Annotated in this window: 16 protein-coding genes; 8 read left to right on the forward strand and 8 right to left on the reverse strand. The window is 69.5% G+C overall.

Translation table 11 applies throughout. The features are described 5' to 3' along the window. Nucleotides 1–23: 23 nt before the first annotated feature. Nucleotides 24–893 carry an alpha/beta hydrolase-fold protein gene (locus AB0I22_RS29090; protein WP_363133915.1) on the reverse strand — a complete coding sequence of 290 codons (870 nt, stop codon included), beginning with the start codon at nucleotides 891–893 and terminating at the stop codon, nucleotides 24–26. Next, complete coding sequence (locus AB0I22_RS29095) at nucleotides 890–2,125, reverse strand: amidohydrolase family protein (RefSeq protein WP_363133916.1); 1,236 nt, start codon at nucleotides 2,123–2,125, stop codon at nucleotides 890–892. Before AB0I22_RS29095 ends, AB0I22_RS29090 begins: the two co-directional genes overlap by 4 nt. A 92-nt stretch (nucleotides 2,126–2,217) precedes the next feature. Here AB0I22_RS29095 and AB0I22_RS29100 point away from each other — a divergent pair, with 92 nt between their 5' ends. Together AB0I22_RS29100 and AB0I22_RS29105 are read left to right on the forward strand one after the other, a co-directional pair. Further along, nucleotides 2,218–2,814, forward strand: a complete 597-nt coding sequence (locus AB0I22_RS29100; protein WP_363133917.1) for a TetR/AcrR family transcriptional regulator — start codon at nucleotides 2,218–2,220, stop codon at nucleotides 2,812–2,814. 284 nt (nucleotides 2,815–3,098) lie between these two features. Beyond that, nucleotides 3,099–3,476 carry a nuclear transport factor 2 family protein gene (locus tag AB0I22_RS29105; RefSeq protein WP_363133918.1) on the forward strand — a complete coding sequence of 126 codons (378 nt, stop codon included), beginning with the start codon at nucleotides 3,099–3,101 and terminating at the stop codon, nucleotides 3,474–3,476. Between the two features lie 57 nt (nucleotides 3,477–3,533). On the opposite strand, the gene AB0I22_RS29110 is transcribed toward AB0I22_RS29105, so the two are convergent. After that, complete coding sequence (locus AB0I22_RS29110) at nucleotides 3,534–3,977, reverse strand: MarR family transcriptional regulator (protein WP_363133919.1); 444 nt, start codon at nucleotides 3,975–3,977, stop codon at nucleotides 3,534–3,536. A gap of 190 nt (nucleotides 3,978–4,167) precedes the next feature. Between AB0I22_RS29110 and AB0I22_RS29115 the strand changes: the two genes are divergently transcribed. Continuing rightward, the gene (locus AB0I22_RS29115; RefSeq protein WP_363133920.1) at nucleotides 4,168–5,400 is read left to right on the forward strand and encodes an MFS transporter; all 1,233 of its coding nucleotides are present in this window, start codon (nucleotides 4,168–4,170) and stop codon (nucleotides 5,398–5,400) included. Between the two features lie 80 nt (nucleotides 5,401–5,480). On the opposite strand, the gene AB0I22_RS29120 is transcribed toward AB0I22_RS29115, so the two are convergent. From AB0I22_RS29120 to AB0I22_RS29130, 3 genes are read right to left on the reverse strand one after another with little or no spacing between them, the layout of a single operon-like run. Beyond that, nucleotides 5,481–5,660: a DUF397 domain-containing protein gene (locus tag AB0I22_RS29120; protein ID WP_363133921.1), complete on the reverse strand. Its 180-nt coding sequence runs from the start codon at nucleotides 5,658–5,660 to the stop codon at nucleotides 5,481–5,483. 46 nt (nucleotides 5,661–5,706) lie between these two features. Then, a complete protein-coding gene (locus tag AB0I22_RS29125; protein ID WP_363133922.1) occupies nucleotides 5,707–5,925 on the reverse strand; it encodes a DUF397 domain-containing protein in 219 nt (72 codons plus the stop codon). 11 nt (nucleotides 5,926–5,936) lie between these two features. Further along, nucleotides 5,937–6,773 carry a helix-turn-helix transcriptional regulator gene (locus AB0I22_RS29130; RefSeq protein WP_363133923.1) on the reverse strand — a complete coding sequence of 279 codons (837 nt, stop codon included), beginning with the start codon at nucleotides 6,771–6,773 and terminating at the stop codon, nucleotides 5,937–5,939. A 215-nt stretch (nucleotides 6,774–6,988) separates the two neighbouring features. On the opposite strand from AB0I22_RS29130, the gene AB0I22_RS29135 reads away from it, so the two are divergent. Both AB0I22_RS29135 and AB0I22_RS29140 read left to right on the forward strand, forming a co-directional pair. Continuing rightward, nucleotides 6,989–7,399: an ATP-binding protein gene (locus AB0I22_RS29135; protein WP_363133924.1), complete on the forward strand. Its 411-nt coding sequence runs from the start codon at nucleotides 6,989–6,991 to the stop codon at nucleotides 7,397–7,399. Continuing rightward, a complete protein-coding gene (locus tag AB0I22_RS29140) occupies nucleotides 7,396–8,532 on the forward strand; it encodes a methyltransferase domain-containing protein (RefSeq protein WP_363133925.1) in 1,137 nt (378 codons plus the stop codon). The genes AB0I22_RS29135 and AB0I22_RS29140 overlap by 4 nt, the downstream gene beginning before the upstream one ends. Here AB0I22_RS29140 and AB0I22_RS29145 read toward each other — a convergent pair. Next, nucleotides 8,529–8,921, reverse strand: coding sequence for a helix-turn-helix domain-containing protein (locus tag AB0I22_RS29145; protein WP_363133926.1), 393 nt, complete (start codon nucleotides 8,919–8,921; stop codon nucleotides 8,529–8,531). The two genes, AB0I22_RS29140 and AB0I22_RS29145, sit on opposite strands and share 4 nt — an antisense overlap. Before the next feature lie 242 nt (nucleotides 8,922–9,163). Between AB0I22_RS29145 and AB0I22_RS29150 the strand changes: the two genes are divergently transcribed. Continuing rightward, a complete protein-coding gene (locus tag AB0I22_RS29150; protein WP_363133927.1) occupies nucleotides 9,164–9,892 on the forward strand; it encodes an alpha/beta hydrolase family protein in 729 nt (242 codons plus the stop codon). A 246-nt stretch (nucleotides 9,893–10,138) separates the two neighbouring features. On the opposite strand, the gene AB0I22_RS29155 is transcribed toward AB0I22_RS29150, so the two are convergent. Next, the gene (locus AB0I22_RS29155) at nucleotides 10,139–10,360 is read right to left on the reverse strand and encodes a hypothetical protein (RefSeq protein WP_363133928.1); all 222 of its coding nucleotides are present in this window, start codon (nucleotides 10,358–10,360) and stop codon (nucleotides 10,139–10,141) included. 286 nt (nucleotides 10,361–10,646) lie between these two features. Between AB0I22_RS29155 and AB0I22_RS29160 the strand changes: the two genes are divergently transcribed. Then, on the forward strand, nucleotides 10,647–11,129 hold the full coding sequence (locus tag AB0I22_RS29160) for a MarR family transcriptional regulator (RefSeq protein WP_363133929.1): 483 nt from the start codon (nucleotides 10,647–10,649) through the stop codon (nucleotides 11,127–11,129). A 69-nt stretch (nucleotides 11,130–11,198) separates the two neighbouring features. After that, on the forward strand, nucleotides 11,199–13,787 hold the full coding sequence (locus AB0I22_RS29165; protein ID WP_363133930.1) for an MFS transporter: 2,589 nt from the start codon (nucleotides 11,199–11,201) through the stop codon (nucleotides 13,785–13,787). Nucleotides 13,788–13,918 lie beyond the last annotated feature (131 nt).

The raw sequence follows: 13,918 nt of genomic DNA on the forward strand, positions 1-13,918 counted from the left end.
AGGCAGAACCGCGGCGTCCAGGCTCACTGGGCACGGAACGGCACGCCACGGCAGGTCCTGAGGTAGCTGAGGAACGATGCCTGAAGCCCCGTCACGTGCGTTTCGTGCATGAGTGCGCTGGTGACGGCTCCGCCGCGTGAGGTGAGGCGGTGAAGGAACGTGGCCGTGTTCTTCGCGAGATTCTGGTAGACCGCCAGGTCTCCGAGCATCTCTCGGTCGTTGAAGGTCACGTGAAGCTTGGTGGTGGGCAGAGTGTCACCCATTGCTTGAAGTCGGGCGAAGACCTGACTTTCCGCGTTGACGATGCCGGGGCTGCCCGCGCCGATGCTCTCGAAGAAAGTGCTATTGGTGAGCCAGGCGTAGAGGCTGAAGAGTCCGCCGTAGGAATAGCCGAAGAGGCCGTGACCGCTCGGGGCTGTGCCGTAGTCGCGTTCGATCCGCGGGTGCAGGTCGTCGGTGAGGAAGTTCAGGAACATATCCGCGCGGCTATCGCGCAATTCCGCGAGGTAGCCGTCGGCTTGCTCGCGCGTCATAGCGCCCGCTTCGACCCCCATTTCCACCGCATCGATGAACTCCTTCGCGACGGGTTCGCCGGGGGGCACGAGGTCTCGGTTGCGCAACCGCTCCCAGTGCTCCGCTTCCTCGCCCGCGTAACCCACGCTGACTTGCACGTAGGGCTGAATCGCCTGCATGGGGTCCAGTTGCGTGACGATGAGCGGGGCGGTCATGCCCACGGCCCAGTTGCCGTCGAGCACGTACACGACGGGCGCTTGCGCCGTGGCAGGGTCGTAGCGCGGCGGCGTGGTGACCCAGACGCCGTAGTCGTGGCCACCGCTGGAGCGCGTCTCGAAATATTCGGTGTGGGGGAGGCAGCCCTGCCACATGGTGCTCATCTGAGGTCCTTCACGATGTGGCCGGCCTGGATTACGAGGACGGCGTTGGCGGGGTCGGAGAACAGTTCGGGGTCTTCGAGCGGGTTGCCGTTCCAGAGCACGAGGTCGGCCTGCGCGCCGGGAGCGATGACGCCCGCCTGGCCGGACAGGCCGAGGATCTCGGCGTTGGTCCGGGTCGCCGCCACGAGCGCTTCCATCGGCGTCTCAAGGGCCGCGCGCAGGGTGAGTTCTCTGCCGCGTCGGTCCTGGGCCGGGCCGATGAGGTCGGAACCCAGCCCGATCCGTACTCCCGCGTGCTTGGCGACAGCGAGCGCGTCCGCCATCCGTTCGCGTACGCCCTTGGCCCGGTCGCGGGTCGACTCGGCGAGACCGGCTCCGGCGGTGTCGTGCAGCACTTGCTCGACGACAGCGAAGGTGGGCACGAGGGCGACCCCGCGAGCGGCCATCAGGGTCGCTGTGGATTCGTCGAGGCCGGTGCCGTGCTCGACACAGCGCGCCCCGGCCTCGACCGCGTTTCGTATGCCCTCGTCGTTGTGGGCGTGGACTGTCACGTAGGTGTTCCGTGCCGCGGCTTCTTGAACCGCGACGGCGATCTCTTCGACGGTGAACTGGGTGTCGGTCAGCCGGTCATGCGCGCCCACCACTCCGCCGGTCACGCAGAGTTTCAGGAAGGAGGCTCCGCGGCGGAAGGCTTCGCGGACGTTGTGCCGCAGCTCGTCCGCGTTGCCCGCCATCATGGAGAGGGCGCACAGGCCCGGGATGTGGTGGCTGCTCCACAGCTCGGTGGGTTCCCATTCGGCTCCGTAGTAGCCGTGCCCGCCGATCTGGCACTGAACGGGTCCGCACGACAGGACGCGCGGACCTCTGACCTTGCCTTTCTCGATCGCGGTGACGACACCGCCGTCGATCCCGCCGGTGTCGCGAACGGTGGTGAAGCCGGCGTCGAGCGTCGCGCCGGCCGTGGTGAAGATGTCCGCCGCGATCTCGGCGGCGCTTATCCGAAACGAGAAGTGCGGCTGGATCGGGCTCGACAGGCCCAGGTGGACGTGTGCGTCGATCAGGCCGGGCGTCATCGTCAATCCCTCGGCGTCGAGACGCTCGCCGTGCTCGCCGTGCGCGCCGGCGGCGCCGAGTCGGGTGATGCGGCCGTTCTCGATAGCGATGTCGACGTTGCCGGGGTCGCGCCCCGACCCGTCGATGACCGTCGCGCCGACTATATGAGCAGGTCCCATAGCCGATCCTCCGCCGTTGCGAGCTGACTGCGACCATGTGTGAGGCAACACGGCACCGCCGTTTTTTCTTTTCCAATGGATAAACTACGGGAGTGACCCTGTCAACCTCGGAACGCAAGGGCAGCGCGCGCGAGCGGCTTCTGGCACGGCTTCTCGACGCCTTCGGCGAGGCCCTTCCCCCGCCGGAGATGTCGCTCCGCGAGATCGCCGCCCGGATCGACACCAGCCACGCCCTGCTGCGGTACCACTTCGGGTCGCTCTCGGGCGTCTTGGCCGCCATGCTCAAGGCGCAGCGGTCCCGTGACAACGAGGCGCTTCTGGAGGCCGCCCAGCAGGGCACCTTCGACGATTTCGTCGAGGCGATCTGGCGTACGTACACCCGGCCGGAGCAGCTGTCGCGCGTCCGCGGCTTCTTCTACGTCGTCGGACTGACCGCGTACGGCCCCGAGGACTTCCCTGAGTTCGTGGAGTCGATCGGCGACCTGACCGTGATGCTGTCCTCGCTCGCGGAACGCGAAGGGCTCGACGCGAAGGAAGCGCGGGACGTGGCCACCGTCACCGTCGCCGCGATTCGCGGCCTCCTCTTGCAGGAAGTCCTGACTCCCGGAACCCGCCCGGAGGACGCGGTCACCTTGATCCTGCGCATGCGGGAGGGCCGGTCCGCTCCACGGTCGCATCCGGAGCGTTGAGCGCGCCGCACCCTCCAGCGCGCAGCACGACGGCCACAAGCCCGGCGGCACTGGGCAACATCCCGGCCCACCCGAGCAGCGCCGGCGGCCCCCTGCCCCACGAACGCGACCGGCCTCCGCCCTGCGTACCGGCCTCCGCCCTGCGTACCGGCCTCCGCAAGCTCGCCGCCCGCACCGGGGCCCCACTCGCGGACGGCTGGTGCGGTGACCGGGATGGTTCGCCGTGGTAGGGAGACGGCTCACGGGACGAGCGCGTTCCGCAAGGCGACTGGTATTACTGGTGTATGCAGGAAGAGACCGCGCAGTCCGCGATCGACACATTCATCTCCGCGTTCAACGCCTCGGACGACAGCTATGTGACTGCATTGCTCTCCCAGGCCCTGACCTCGGACGTGGTCTTCTGGGGGCCATTGGGCCGCCGTGAGGGGATCGAGGCGGTCGAGCGGTTCGTGCTGGACATCCGACGCCACCCCGCGGGGACCGGCACGATGGTGCGCTGTTCGGCGGTGGACATGCCGGACGAGTGGGCCCGGTACCAGTGGGTCTTCGCGACGCCGGACGGAGGCCCCCGCCTGGCGGGAACGGACGTCGTCCATCTGCGGCGGAGCCTCATCGACCAGGTCATCGTCTTCGCGGGGGAGATCGAGCCGTCCGCCTCCTGAGGCTTTCTCCTCTGGCGCCGTCCTTCTCCTGCGCTGGGCCCCGGGTAGGTATCCGGCTCAGGCCGGTTCTTCCAGGGCCTTGATGAGGAGATGAGACAGCCGGCGGTACTCCTCGGCGTTGGCCCTGTCGAACTCCTCCAGCGCCGGAGCCAGTCGGGCCTCGATCTGCTGGAAGGCCTCATCCATCACCTTGTGCCCCTTGGCCGTCAGATGGTTGTCCACCACCCGGCCCCGGGACGGGGAGCGCTCCACCAGTCCCGCCTCTTGCAGGGTCCGGACGAGACGGCTGACGGCCTGCGGCGTGTGGACCGCGGCGCGCGCGAGCTCTGAAGCGGAGGCGCCGGGTGCCCGCTTCAGCTCCCGCAGCACCGTCCACTGCCCGAGGGTGAGCCCCAGAGGGTGGATGACCTGCTCGATCCGGTCGGCGAAGAGGCGCCGAATGATCCTGGACAGCGCACCGATTTCGATCCCCAGCGGCAGCGGGTCACCCGAGTTCTTCATGTTTGACAGGGTACTCGTCGCGTTCTATGTTGAACCGAAGTTCAATATGGAATCCTGATTCTAAACAGTCGGCCGCTCGCTCAAGCGATCGAGGCGCCCGCTTCAGGCCAGGGCACAGGTCCCGGGCCGGCCGCCCCGTGGAGCCGACTCGGCTTCCGCCCCTCCCCACGTCCGTATCCGGAGACAGACCATGCCCGTGCCCACAGCCGCCCGTGCCACACCGGAGTCATCCGCGCGACAACAAGCCCTGCCCGGCTGGCTGGTCGTACTCCTGGCCACTTCCTGCGGGCTGACCGTGGCCAACCTCTACTACGCCCAGCCGCTCCTGGAGATGCTGCGCCGGACCTTCCAGCTCCAGGACTCGACCGCCGGCCTGCTGATCACCCTGACCCAGCTCGGCTACGCCGCCGGCATGGTGTTCCTGGTCCCCCTCGGCGACCGCATCGAGAACTCCCGCCTGGTCTCCGTCCTGCTCACCGTCACGGCCCTGGCCATGGCCGTCGGCGGCCTCGCCCCCACCTTCGCCGTCCTGCTCATCGCCGCGCTCGTCGCGGGCGCCACCTCCGTCGTCGCGCAGGTCCTCGTCCCCTACGCCGCCGACCTCGCCCCCGACCACCTGCGCGGCGCCGTGGTGGGCAAGGTCATGAGCGGACTGCTCGCCGGAATACTGCTCTCCCGCACCGTCGGCAGCCTGCTCGCGGACGTCGCGGGCTGGCGCAGCGTCTACCTGGTCTCCGCCGCCCTGATGGCGATCCTGGCCCTCGTCCTGCGCCGCGCGCTGCCCCGCCGGGCCCCCACCAGCACCGATTCCTACACCGCGCTGCTACGTTCCACGGCCCGCCTGGTCCGCGTCCACCCGCAGCTGCGCCGCCGGTCCATCTACCACGCCTGCATGTTCGCCGCCTTCAGTGCGTTCTGGACGACCATCTCCTACGTCCTGACCTCCGCGCCGTACAACTACTCCCAGCTCCAGGTCGGCCTGTTCGCCCTCGTCGGCGCCGCCGGCGCACTCGTCGCCCCCCTCGCGGGCCGCCTCGCCGACCGGGGGCTCGCCCACCGGCTCACCCCCGCGGCCTGCCTGCTCGCCTCCGCCACCCTCATCTGGGCCGGCCTGGCCGCCCACCAGATCATCGTCCTCGCCGCCGCCGCGGTCCTCCTGGACTGCGCCGTGCAGTGCTCCCTGATCTTCGGACAGCACACCATCTACCAACTCGACGCAGACGCCCGCGCACGGATCACCAGCGTCTACATCGCCACCTTCTTCATCGGCGGCGCCATAGGCTCCCAACTCGGCACCCTTGCCTACCACTTGAGGGACTGGCACACGGTCACCCTCACCGCGGCGGCCTTCCCCGTCATCGCCGCCCTCGCCTGGACCACCGACCGCACCAACAGGAAGCGCCGGGCAGCGGGCAGCGCCTGAAGCCTGCCGGGGGAGCGACCGGGGCTGCGCGGTTCACGCGGTGAGGATTGGCTTGCACCCCGGGTACCGGGCCGTCCACCTCATTGCCTTAAGGCTCCAAGCAAGCCGACCAGCGCCGGGCGGGTGAGGGCGAGCACGTTGGCGGGGGCGTCGCTCTCGCGGAGCAGGACGACATTGCCCACGGCAGCGAGTTCAACGCAGTTGGCCGCGTCCTGCCCGGCAGAGAAGGAAGACTTCTGCCACTTGATGTCCTGGGCCATGCCGACCCCTTTCACACACTGCTCGCGGGACAGCGGATGCATCGGCCTATCGATGCACGGGCGGCTCGAAGCCCCCACCGGGGCTACCGGCCTTCACCTGGCGTACCAACCCGGCCAACGTCCCACGCGTAAGGGCGAGCACGTTAGCGGGGGCATCGCTCTCACGAAGAAGGACGACGCCACCCACAGCGGCGAGTTCAATGCAGTTGGCCGAATCATGAGCGCCGGAGAACGAAGACTTCTCCCACTCGGCAACCAGTGTCATGTCAGGCCCTTTCACATGCTCTGTACGAGGCGGTGGATGAGCTCCCTTGACTCTACGACCCCCAACGCCGCCACCTCCAACTTGCGCATAATCGCTCGATAGCGGCGGAGTTGTGCTTCCGCATCCACAAAAGCAGGACCATGCGGCGTGTCCACCAGGACCGTATCCAGCTGCGGAACGGGCCCGCCCGCATACACCAGCGGATCACCGATGCCGGCGAAGTCATCCACATCGAACGGAACAACACGGACGGCTACATGGGATAGTTCAGACTGATCCAAGATATGGAGCAGCTGATTCCGGGCGACTTTCCTATCGGCCGCCCTGATCCGCAGTGCCGCTTCGTGGATCACTGCCAGGTAGGGAACAGACAGCCCCTGACGACGCAGCCGGAACCGGACGCGCATTTCAAGCTCTTCCTCCGACAGCTTGGGCACCGTGGAAGCAAAGATTGCCCGGATATGCGCCTCCGTCTGCAACAGACCGGGGATGTAGACGCACTCAAAGTTCGTCAAGCACACAGCGTGACACTCAAGTTCAGCCAGGTTCAGGTAGCCGGAAGGCACCCACCCCCGGCACTCCTCCCACCACCCCCGCCCCTTCTCCGTCGCCATACCCACCAGTGCGTCCACGAGCGCGGCATCGTCGCACGCGTACTGGCTGGCCAGGTGACGTACGCGCTCCGCACTGACACCGACCCGGCCCGCCTCCGTCGCGGAAACCTTGGTCTCGGCGATGCCCGCCGCCTGAGCGGCCTCCCGTCCGGTCAGACCTGCTCGTTCTCGAAGTTTGCGCAGTTCAGCGCCGAGTCGTTCCTGGCGGGCGGTGACAACGCTTCTCGCTGGCATGTTCCTCTGCTCTCGCGGGAGTTGAAAGTACGAGTATCCCAGTCCAGCTTGACCGGGTTCAACTGAACCCCTACTTTGAGTGACGCAACGCACACGCTGCGAGTCCGGGAAGCCGGAAGTGCACCGCCCCGTCACGCCACGACGGCCGCGGCCATGCCACCGCGCCCATCGACCGCAGTGCACCCCGACACCCCCCTCACACTCGGAGTGCCCGTATGCCTGAAATCAACGACGAAGAGCCGTGGGAGTACACGCTTTACATCCCGCATGACGCACGCGCGGTCACCATCTGCCGCCGTGCGCTACGCCTGATCCTCTCCGCTCACGAGCTGCCGCACCTCTCCGAGGTGGCGGAGTTGCTGGCCACGGAACTGGTCGGCAACGCCGTACGCCACACCAAGGGGCCCGCGGCCCTCGGAGTGCGCTGGGCGGGCGGGGTTCTCCGTATCGGCGCGTGGGACGCGGACCCCACGCCGCCCGCTCCCCCGCTGCGCACCCCCGCCGACGCCGAGGACGGCCGCGGCCTGGCGCTCGTACGTTCCTGCGCGGACGGCTGGGGCTGGCACGCGCTCACTTCCGCCGGGGACAGCGGCAAGTACGTCTGGTGCGAACTGGCGGCGGCGTGAACGGCACCGCTCTCGACGCCGCCATGGAGCGGCGACGGCTGTGGCCCGACCGTGCGCCGTGGATTCGGCGGGCCGTGGGCGACGTGCCCCGGCACGCGTTCGCGCCCGAGCGGTTGTGGCGGTGGGACGGCCACGTGTACGTACCGGTGGACCGGGAGGCCGAAGCCGGGCGGTGGGCGGCGCAGGTGTACGCGGGGCCGGAGGAACCGGCTGTTACGCAGGTCATCGACGGGCGGGCGTCGTCCAGCCTGTCGTGTGTCGCGGTCGTGGTCGACATGTTGGATTCGCTGAAGCTGGAGCCGGGGCAGCGCGTTCTCGAACTGGGTACGGGCTCGGGCTGGAACGCCGCGCTGCTGGCGCGGCGTTCCGGGCCGGGGCTCGTATCCAGCGTGGAGACCGACCCCGGACTCGCCGCGCAGGCCCGAACTCGGCTCGCCGCCATGGGAGTCGACGTCACGGTCGAGGTCGGCGACGGGGCCGCCGGGTGGCCGGACGGCGGGCCGTACGACCGGCTGATCTGCACGTACGCGGTCGAGGCGATCCTGTGGGCGTGGGTGGAGCAGACGCGGCCGGGCGGGCGGATCGTCACGCCCTGGGGGAGGTTGGGGCACGTGGCGCTGACCGTCGTGGAGGACGGCGCGTCGGCGGCCGGCTGGGTTCAGGGGCTGGCGGCCTTCATGCCCAGCCGCGGCACCAGCCCGCCGCCCACCTGGCAGCAGGTACGCGGCACCGGTCCGCCGCCGGAGGCGGAGGCGGAGTGGCGCACCGTACGGGAGCTCGGCCCGCTACGTACGGACCCTCACCTGCTGTTCGCGCTACGGGTGGCGCTGCCGGACGTACACCTGACTCTCGATCCGTACGGCGGGGAGAACGACCCGGCCGTACGGCTCCACGACACCGCCCACACCTCCTGGGCCACCCTCGGCCCCTCCCCCGGCGGCGACGCGACAACCGTCGCCCATCAGTCCGGGCCGCGCCGCCTGGCCGACGAGGTGCTGGCCGCCTGGGACGAGTGGACGGCCGAGGGCTCGCCCGAGCTGTACGACTTCGGCATGACGGTCACGCCGCATGACCAGTACGTATGGGTCCGCCACCCCGCTACCGGCCGCCGGCCGGGGCCCCGGCACGGCTAGGTGGACGGCGTGTCGGGACGGGCGTCGTACGCGGCGCGGGCGGCGTCGATGTGAACCAGGTGCGCGGTGCTCCACTCCAACAGGGGTGCGGTGGCCTGGCGGAGGGTCGTGCCCATCGGGGTGAGTTCGTAACTGACGTGCGGCGGCATGACGTTGCGGACGGTCCGCGTGAGGATTCCGTCGCGCTCCAGGCTGCGCAGGGTGACGGTGAGCATGCGCTGGCTGATTCCGTCGATGGCCCGCTTGAGTTCGGTGAAGCGGCGCGGCCCCTGGCTGAGGTTGCGTACGACCAGCAGCGACCACTTGTCGCCGACGATGTCGAGCACTTCGCGGGTCCGGCACGGGTCCTCGCACTCGACCGGCTCGGAGTCGCTACGGGCTGTACTCATGGTCACCTCCAGGGAACCGGGTCACAGGAATGTGCCTTATTGCCCGGGGCGCGGCACATGCTCCAGGATGACGGTGGTTCTCAAAGGGTACCGAGGCACGAACAGGAACTGCTAGACGGCCGGCCCTCCGCACCACTATTCCGCTACTCCGCTGCTCCGCCACTCCGCTGCTCCGCCGGCCCCCACGCTCCCGCACCTTCGCGCCCCCTCACCGCACACCGAAGAGAAAGACTATTCCCACCATGTCTACATTTCTGCTGGTACACGGCGCCTGGCACAGCGGCCGGGCCTGGGAGCGGGTGGTCCCGCTGCTGAAGTCGGCCGGGCACCGCGTGTTCGCGCCGACGCTGACCGGTTACGGCGACAAGGCGCACCTGCTCAGCCCCGAGATAGGGCTCGAAACGCACGTCAAGGACGTCGTCGAGCTGATCCGTGAAGAGGACCTGACCGACGTCGCACTCGTGGGGCACAGCTACGCGGGGCTGGTCATCTCGTCCGTGACCAACGACGTCCCGGAGAGGGTCGCGCATCTGGTGTATCTGGACGCGATGGTCCCGGAGCACGGCGAGGCCGGCATCGACATCCACCCCTTCACCCAGAACCTGATCGACCAGGCCGCGGAGTCCGGCGGCGGCTGGCGCATTCCGCCGCTGCCCGAGATGCCGCCGCCCCTCGGCCTGTTCGGGGTCACCGATCCGGCGGACGTCGCGTGGTTGCGGGCGACACTCTCCGACCAGCCGGTGGACTGCCTGCGGGAACCGGTCCGGCTGGACAACCCGGCCGTGAAGTCGATTCCGCGTACGCACATCCACTGCGTCGGCGCGGCGCCGGAAGGCATCACGCGACGGCCCGTCCCCGCGATGCAGCCCAATGGCTCGCCGTCACAGGTGCGGGAGCTGCCGACCGGACACGACTGCATGATCACCATGCCTGCGGAACTGACCGAGCTGCTGCTCAAGACCGACCTCTAGCCCCACCCGCGGCACCGGCGACCCACCTGCGGCACTGCCGCCCGACACCTGCGCGCCCGGCCCACGAAAGCGGGCTCGGCACGCAAAGGCCGATCCGACCCGCAGAAGCGGACCCAGCACCCAAAAGCGGCCTCAACCCGCCAAAAGCAGCCCAGCCAACAGCAGAGCGTCGGCTTGAACACTTCGACTTGAGCACCAGCGCCCACTTGAGCACCAGTGCCAGCGCTTGAGCGCCGGCGCCCGCGCCTACTTCAGCGCCAGCCAGGCCACCGCCGCCACGACCACCACCGCGACGATCACTCCCACGATCACCCCGACCCGCGGGCCGGACGAGGAAGGGCGGGTCACAGCGGCCGCGGGAGCGGCCGCTCGGCGCTGGGGCTCTTCGTCGACGAAGGCGCGGAACATCTGGGTGTTGCCGGCCGGGTCGTAGTTGCCCTCGGGGCCCTGCTGCTGGGGGTTAGCCATAGGGCAGGACCCTAGCGAAGAAGCGTGGGCCTCGGCACCCCGGGGCCGTCCATAACCCCTTGTCCCAGCGGGTGTTCGCCCCGCCTTCTGCCTCTATGTCCACGTGTGCACCCCACCATGCGACCCACCCCCACCTGCGGTTTTACGAGGTTCGCACCGCACCTTGACGTACCGCCGACGCATCCTTTCCCACTCCTTTACTCCGGCGACCCCCATTTCGTTTGCCTTCAGCAACCAAATGATTCTATGGTTGCCCTAAGCAACTGATCGTCCGGAGGTGGTGCCAGTGGCCGCTCAAGAGCAGTACGAGGAGCTGGCCCGGCAACTCGGCACCGTCGACGCGATCAAGCGAGACCTGGGCCGGATGCTCCCGCTGAACTGCTCGCCCGCCTCGGCCATCCTGCTCTCCCTGCTCAACCGGTACGGCGAGATGCGGATGAGCAGACTGGCCGAGCTGCTCGCGATCGACATGTCGGTGACCAGCCGGCACGTGGCCTACGTCGCCGAGCGCGGCTGGATCGAACGGCACCCCGACCCGCAGGACAAGCGGTCGCGGCTGCTGCGCCTCAGCCCCAGCGGCGCCAAGCTGCTGAACCAGGTGTCCACCCTCTACACCGAGACACTCGCCGCGTGCCTCAAGGACTGGTCCGATGACGACGTCGGCAGCCTCATCGACTTGCTGACGCGGCTGCGCGAGGCGTTCGGCGACTGCCGGGCGCGCGCACCGCACCCCAACGGCGCGGATTCCACTGCCCGTACACCCGCGTAAAGACGCACAAGAACGCGTTCGACCGCGTAACGAAACGCGTTCACACGCGTAGAGAACCGAAGGAACCACATGGCTTCGACCACACCGGCCGGTGTGCGGGGCGGCCACGCCAAGCACGGAGGCGGCCACCAGCCGGCCCCCGGCTCCGACGCAGAGCCCATGACCCACCGGCAGATCATGGAGGCGCTGTCCGGGCTGCTGCTCGGCATGTTCGTCGCGATCCTGTCGTCGACGATCGTCTCCAACGCGCTGCCCCGGATCATCCACGACCTGAACGGCAGCCAGTCCTCGTACACCTGGGTCGTCACGGCCTCGCTGCTCGCGATGACCGCGACCACCCCGCTCTGGGGCAAGCTCTCGGACCTCTTCAGCAAGAAGCTGCTGGTCCAGATAGCCCTCGTGATCTACGTCGGCGGCTCGGTCGTGGCCGGGCTCTCGCAGAACGCCGGCATGCTGATCGCCTGTCGCGTGGTCCAGGGCGTCGGCGTCGGCGGCCTCTCCGCCCTCGCCCAGATCGTGATGGCCGCGATGATCTCCCCGCGCGAGCGCGGCCGCTACAGCGGCTACCTCGGCGCGACCTTCGCCGTCGCCACCGTCGGCGGCCCGCTGCTCGGCGGCGTCATCACCGACACGAGCTGGCTCGGCTGGCGCTGGTGCTTCTACGTCGGCGTGCCGTTCGCGATCATCGCCCTGATCGTCCTCCAGAAGACCCTGAAGCTCCCGGTCCTGAAGCGGGACGTCAAGGTCGACTGGTTCGGCGCGTTCTTCGTCGCCGCCTCCGTCACGCTGCTGCTGGTCTGGGTGACCCTGGCCGGCAAGAACTACGACTGGATCTCCTGGCAGACCTTCGTCATGGTCGGCGGCGCGATCGTGCTCGCCCTGATCTTCGTCTACGTCGAGTCGAAGGCGAAGGAGCCGATCATCCCGTTGCGGCTGTTCCGCAACAAGACGATCACCCTCGCCTCCCTCGCGTCGCTGTTCGTCGGCATCTCGATGTTCACCGGCACGGTCTTCTTCTCCCAGTACTTCCAGCTGGCGCGCGGCAAGACCCCCACGATGTCCGGCGTCATGACGATCCCGATGATCGCGGGCCTCTTCATCGCCTCCACCGTCTCCGGCCAGGTGATCACCAAGACCGGCCGGTGGAAGTACTGGCTGGTCTCCGGCGGCGCGCTGCTCACCGCGGGCCTCGGCCTGCTCGGCACCATGCGGTACGACACCCCGTACTGGCACCTGGCCATCTACATGGCGCTGATGGGCCTCGGCATCGGCATGATGATGCAGAACCTGGTCCTCGCCACGCAGAACCAGGTCGCCCCGCAGGACCTCGGCTCCGCCAGCTCCGTCGTCACATTCTTCCGCTCCCTCGGCGGTGCGGTCGGCGTCTCGGCGCTCGGCGCGGTGCTCGGCACCCGGGTCACCCACTACGTCCAGGAGGGCGTAGCGGACCTCGGCCCCAAGGGCGCGGCCCTGGGCCACGGCGGCACCGGCGGCGGGGGCATACCCGACCTGTCGCAGCTGCCCGCGCCCTTCCGCACCATCATGGAGAGCGCGTACGGGCACGGCGTCGGCGACGTCTTCCTGTACGCGGCGCCGTGCGCACTGCTCGCCTTCATCCTCACCCTGTTCATCAAGGAGGTCGCGCTGCGCAGCAAGTCCGGCACCGAGCGGGCGCTGGCCAGTGACGACGCGGCCCCGGCGACGGCCCCCGCGGCCGCTCAGTCCGCCGCTCAGTCCTTCGAGAGCACGGCCGAGCTGGAGCCCGCCCTCGTCGGCGCGCCGAGCACGGCCGACGGCGACCAGGCGCTGGCCCCGGCCGCTGCCCCGGCAGTCGCCCCCGAGCCGCAGCACCTCGCGGCGTTCGCCTCCACCGGCGACGGCCCGCCGCCCGGCTCCACCGCGATCCGGGGGTTCGTGAAGAACGCCGACGGCCAGCCCGTCGCCCGTTCCGCGGTCACGCTGATCTCGCTGAGCGGCAGCCAGCTCGGCCGCGCCGTGGCCCAGGGCGACGGTTCGTACGCGCTGTACGCGCCGGGCTCCGGCTCGTACGTACTGATCGCGGCGGCCGACGGCCACCAGCCGCAGGCGTCCACCGTCGTCGTCGGCGACGAGCCGCTCGGCTACGACATCCTGCTCTCCGGCACCAGCGGCCTCGCGGGCCTCGTCCGCGCCGCCGTGACCGGTGCGCCGGTCGACGCGGCGATGGTCGTCGTCACGGACGTACGGGGCGAGGTGCTGGCCACCGGCAAGACCGGGCCGCAGGGTGACTTCACCTTCGACGAGCTGGCCCCCGGCACGTTCACCATCGCCGTGAACGCGCCCGGCCACCGGCCCGCCGCCCTCCCCGTCGAGGTCGGCCACCAGGGCGTCACCCGCATGGAGATCGAGCTCCAGGCCGGCGCCCGGGTGCAGGGCACCGTACGGGCCGGGGCCGACCGGCGTCCGATGCCGGACGCCCGGGTCACGCTGATCGACGCGGCCGGGAACGTGGTCGCCACCGCCACCACCGGTGAGGACGGCGCGTACGCCTTCACCGACCTGGACGCGGGCGACTACACCGTCATCGCGAGCGGCTACCCGCCGGTCGCGGGGGCGCTGAACGTCGCCGGGCACGGCGTCGACGGCTACGACGTCGAACTCACCCACCCCGGCGACTGACCGGCGGCACGCAAGACCCCGGGGGCCGGGGCGCGGTTCGAGCGGAGACGCGCCCCGGCCCCCGGCCCGGGACCGGCACGGACGGTCCCACGAACCCCGGCGGCGGCCGGCCGACAGGCAGGGGACGGCCT

It is taken from the genome of Streptomyces sp. NPDC050610, assembly GCF_040654875.1.
Taxonomy (GTDB): Bacteria; Actinomycetota; Actinomycetes; order Streptomycetales; family Streptomycetaceae; genus Streptomyces.

Excerpts from the sequence above, each read along its gene's own strand:
- AB0I22_RS29090 (WP_363133915.1), bottom strand. The coding sequence starts at position 893 with ATGAGCACCATGTGGCAGGGCTGCCTCCCCCACACCGAATATTTCGAG.
- AB0I22_RS29095 (WP_363133916.1), bottom strand. The coding sequence starts at position 2,125 with ATGGGACCTGCTCATATAGTCGGCGCGACGGTCATCGACGGGTCGGGG.
- AB0I22_RS29105 (WP_363133918.1), top strand. The coding sequence starts at position 3,099 with ATGCAGGAAGAGACCGCGCAGTCCGCGATCGACACATTCATCTCCGCG.
- AB0I22_RS29110 (WP_363133919.1), bottom strand. The coding sequence starts at position 3,977 with ATGAAGAACTCGGGTGACCCGCTGCCGCTGGGGATCGAAATCGGTGCG.
- AB0I22_RS29115 (WP_363133920.1), top strand. The coding sequence starts at position 4,168 with ATGCCCGTGCCCACAGCCGCCCGTGCCACACCGGAGTCATCCGCGCGA.
- AB0I22_RS29120 (WP_363133921.1), bottom strand. The coding sequence starts at position 5,660 with ATGGCCCAGGACATCAAGTGGCAGAAGTCTTCCTTCTCTGCCGGGCAG.
- AB0I22_RS29125 (WP_363133922.1), bottom strand. The coding sequence starts at position 5,925 with ATGACACTGGTTGCCGAGTGGGAGAAGTCTTCGTTCTCCGGCGCTCAT.
- AB0I22_RS29130 (WP_363133923.1), bottom strand. The coding sequence starts at position 6,773 with ATGCCAGCGAGAAGCGTTGTCACCGCCCGCCAGGAACGACTCGGCGCT.
- AB0I22_RS29135 (WP_363133924.1), top strand. The coding sequence starts at position 6,989 with ATGCCTGAAATCAACGACGAAGAGCCGTGGGAGTACACGCTTTACATC.
- AB0I22_RS29145 (WP_363133926.1), bottom strand. The coding sequence starts at position 8,921 with ATGAGTACAGCCCGTAGCGACTCCGAGCCGGTCGAGTGCGAGGACCCG.
- AB0I22_RS29150 (WP_363133927.1), top strand. The coding sequence starts at position 9,164 with ATGTCTACATTTCTGCTGGTACACGGCGCCTGGCACAGCGGCCGGGCC.
- AB0I22_RS29155 (WP_363133928.1), bottom strand. The coding sequence starts at position 10,360 with ATGGCTAACCCCCAGCAGCAGGGCCCCGAGGGCAACTACGACCCGGCC.
- AB0I22_RS29165 (WP_363133930.1), top strand. The coding sequence starts at position 11,199 with ATGGCTTCGACCACACCGGCCGGTGTGCGGGGCGGCCACGCCAAGCAC.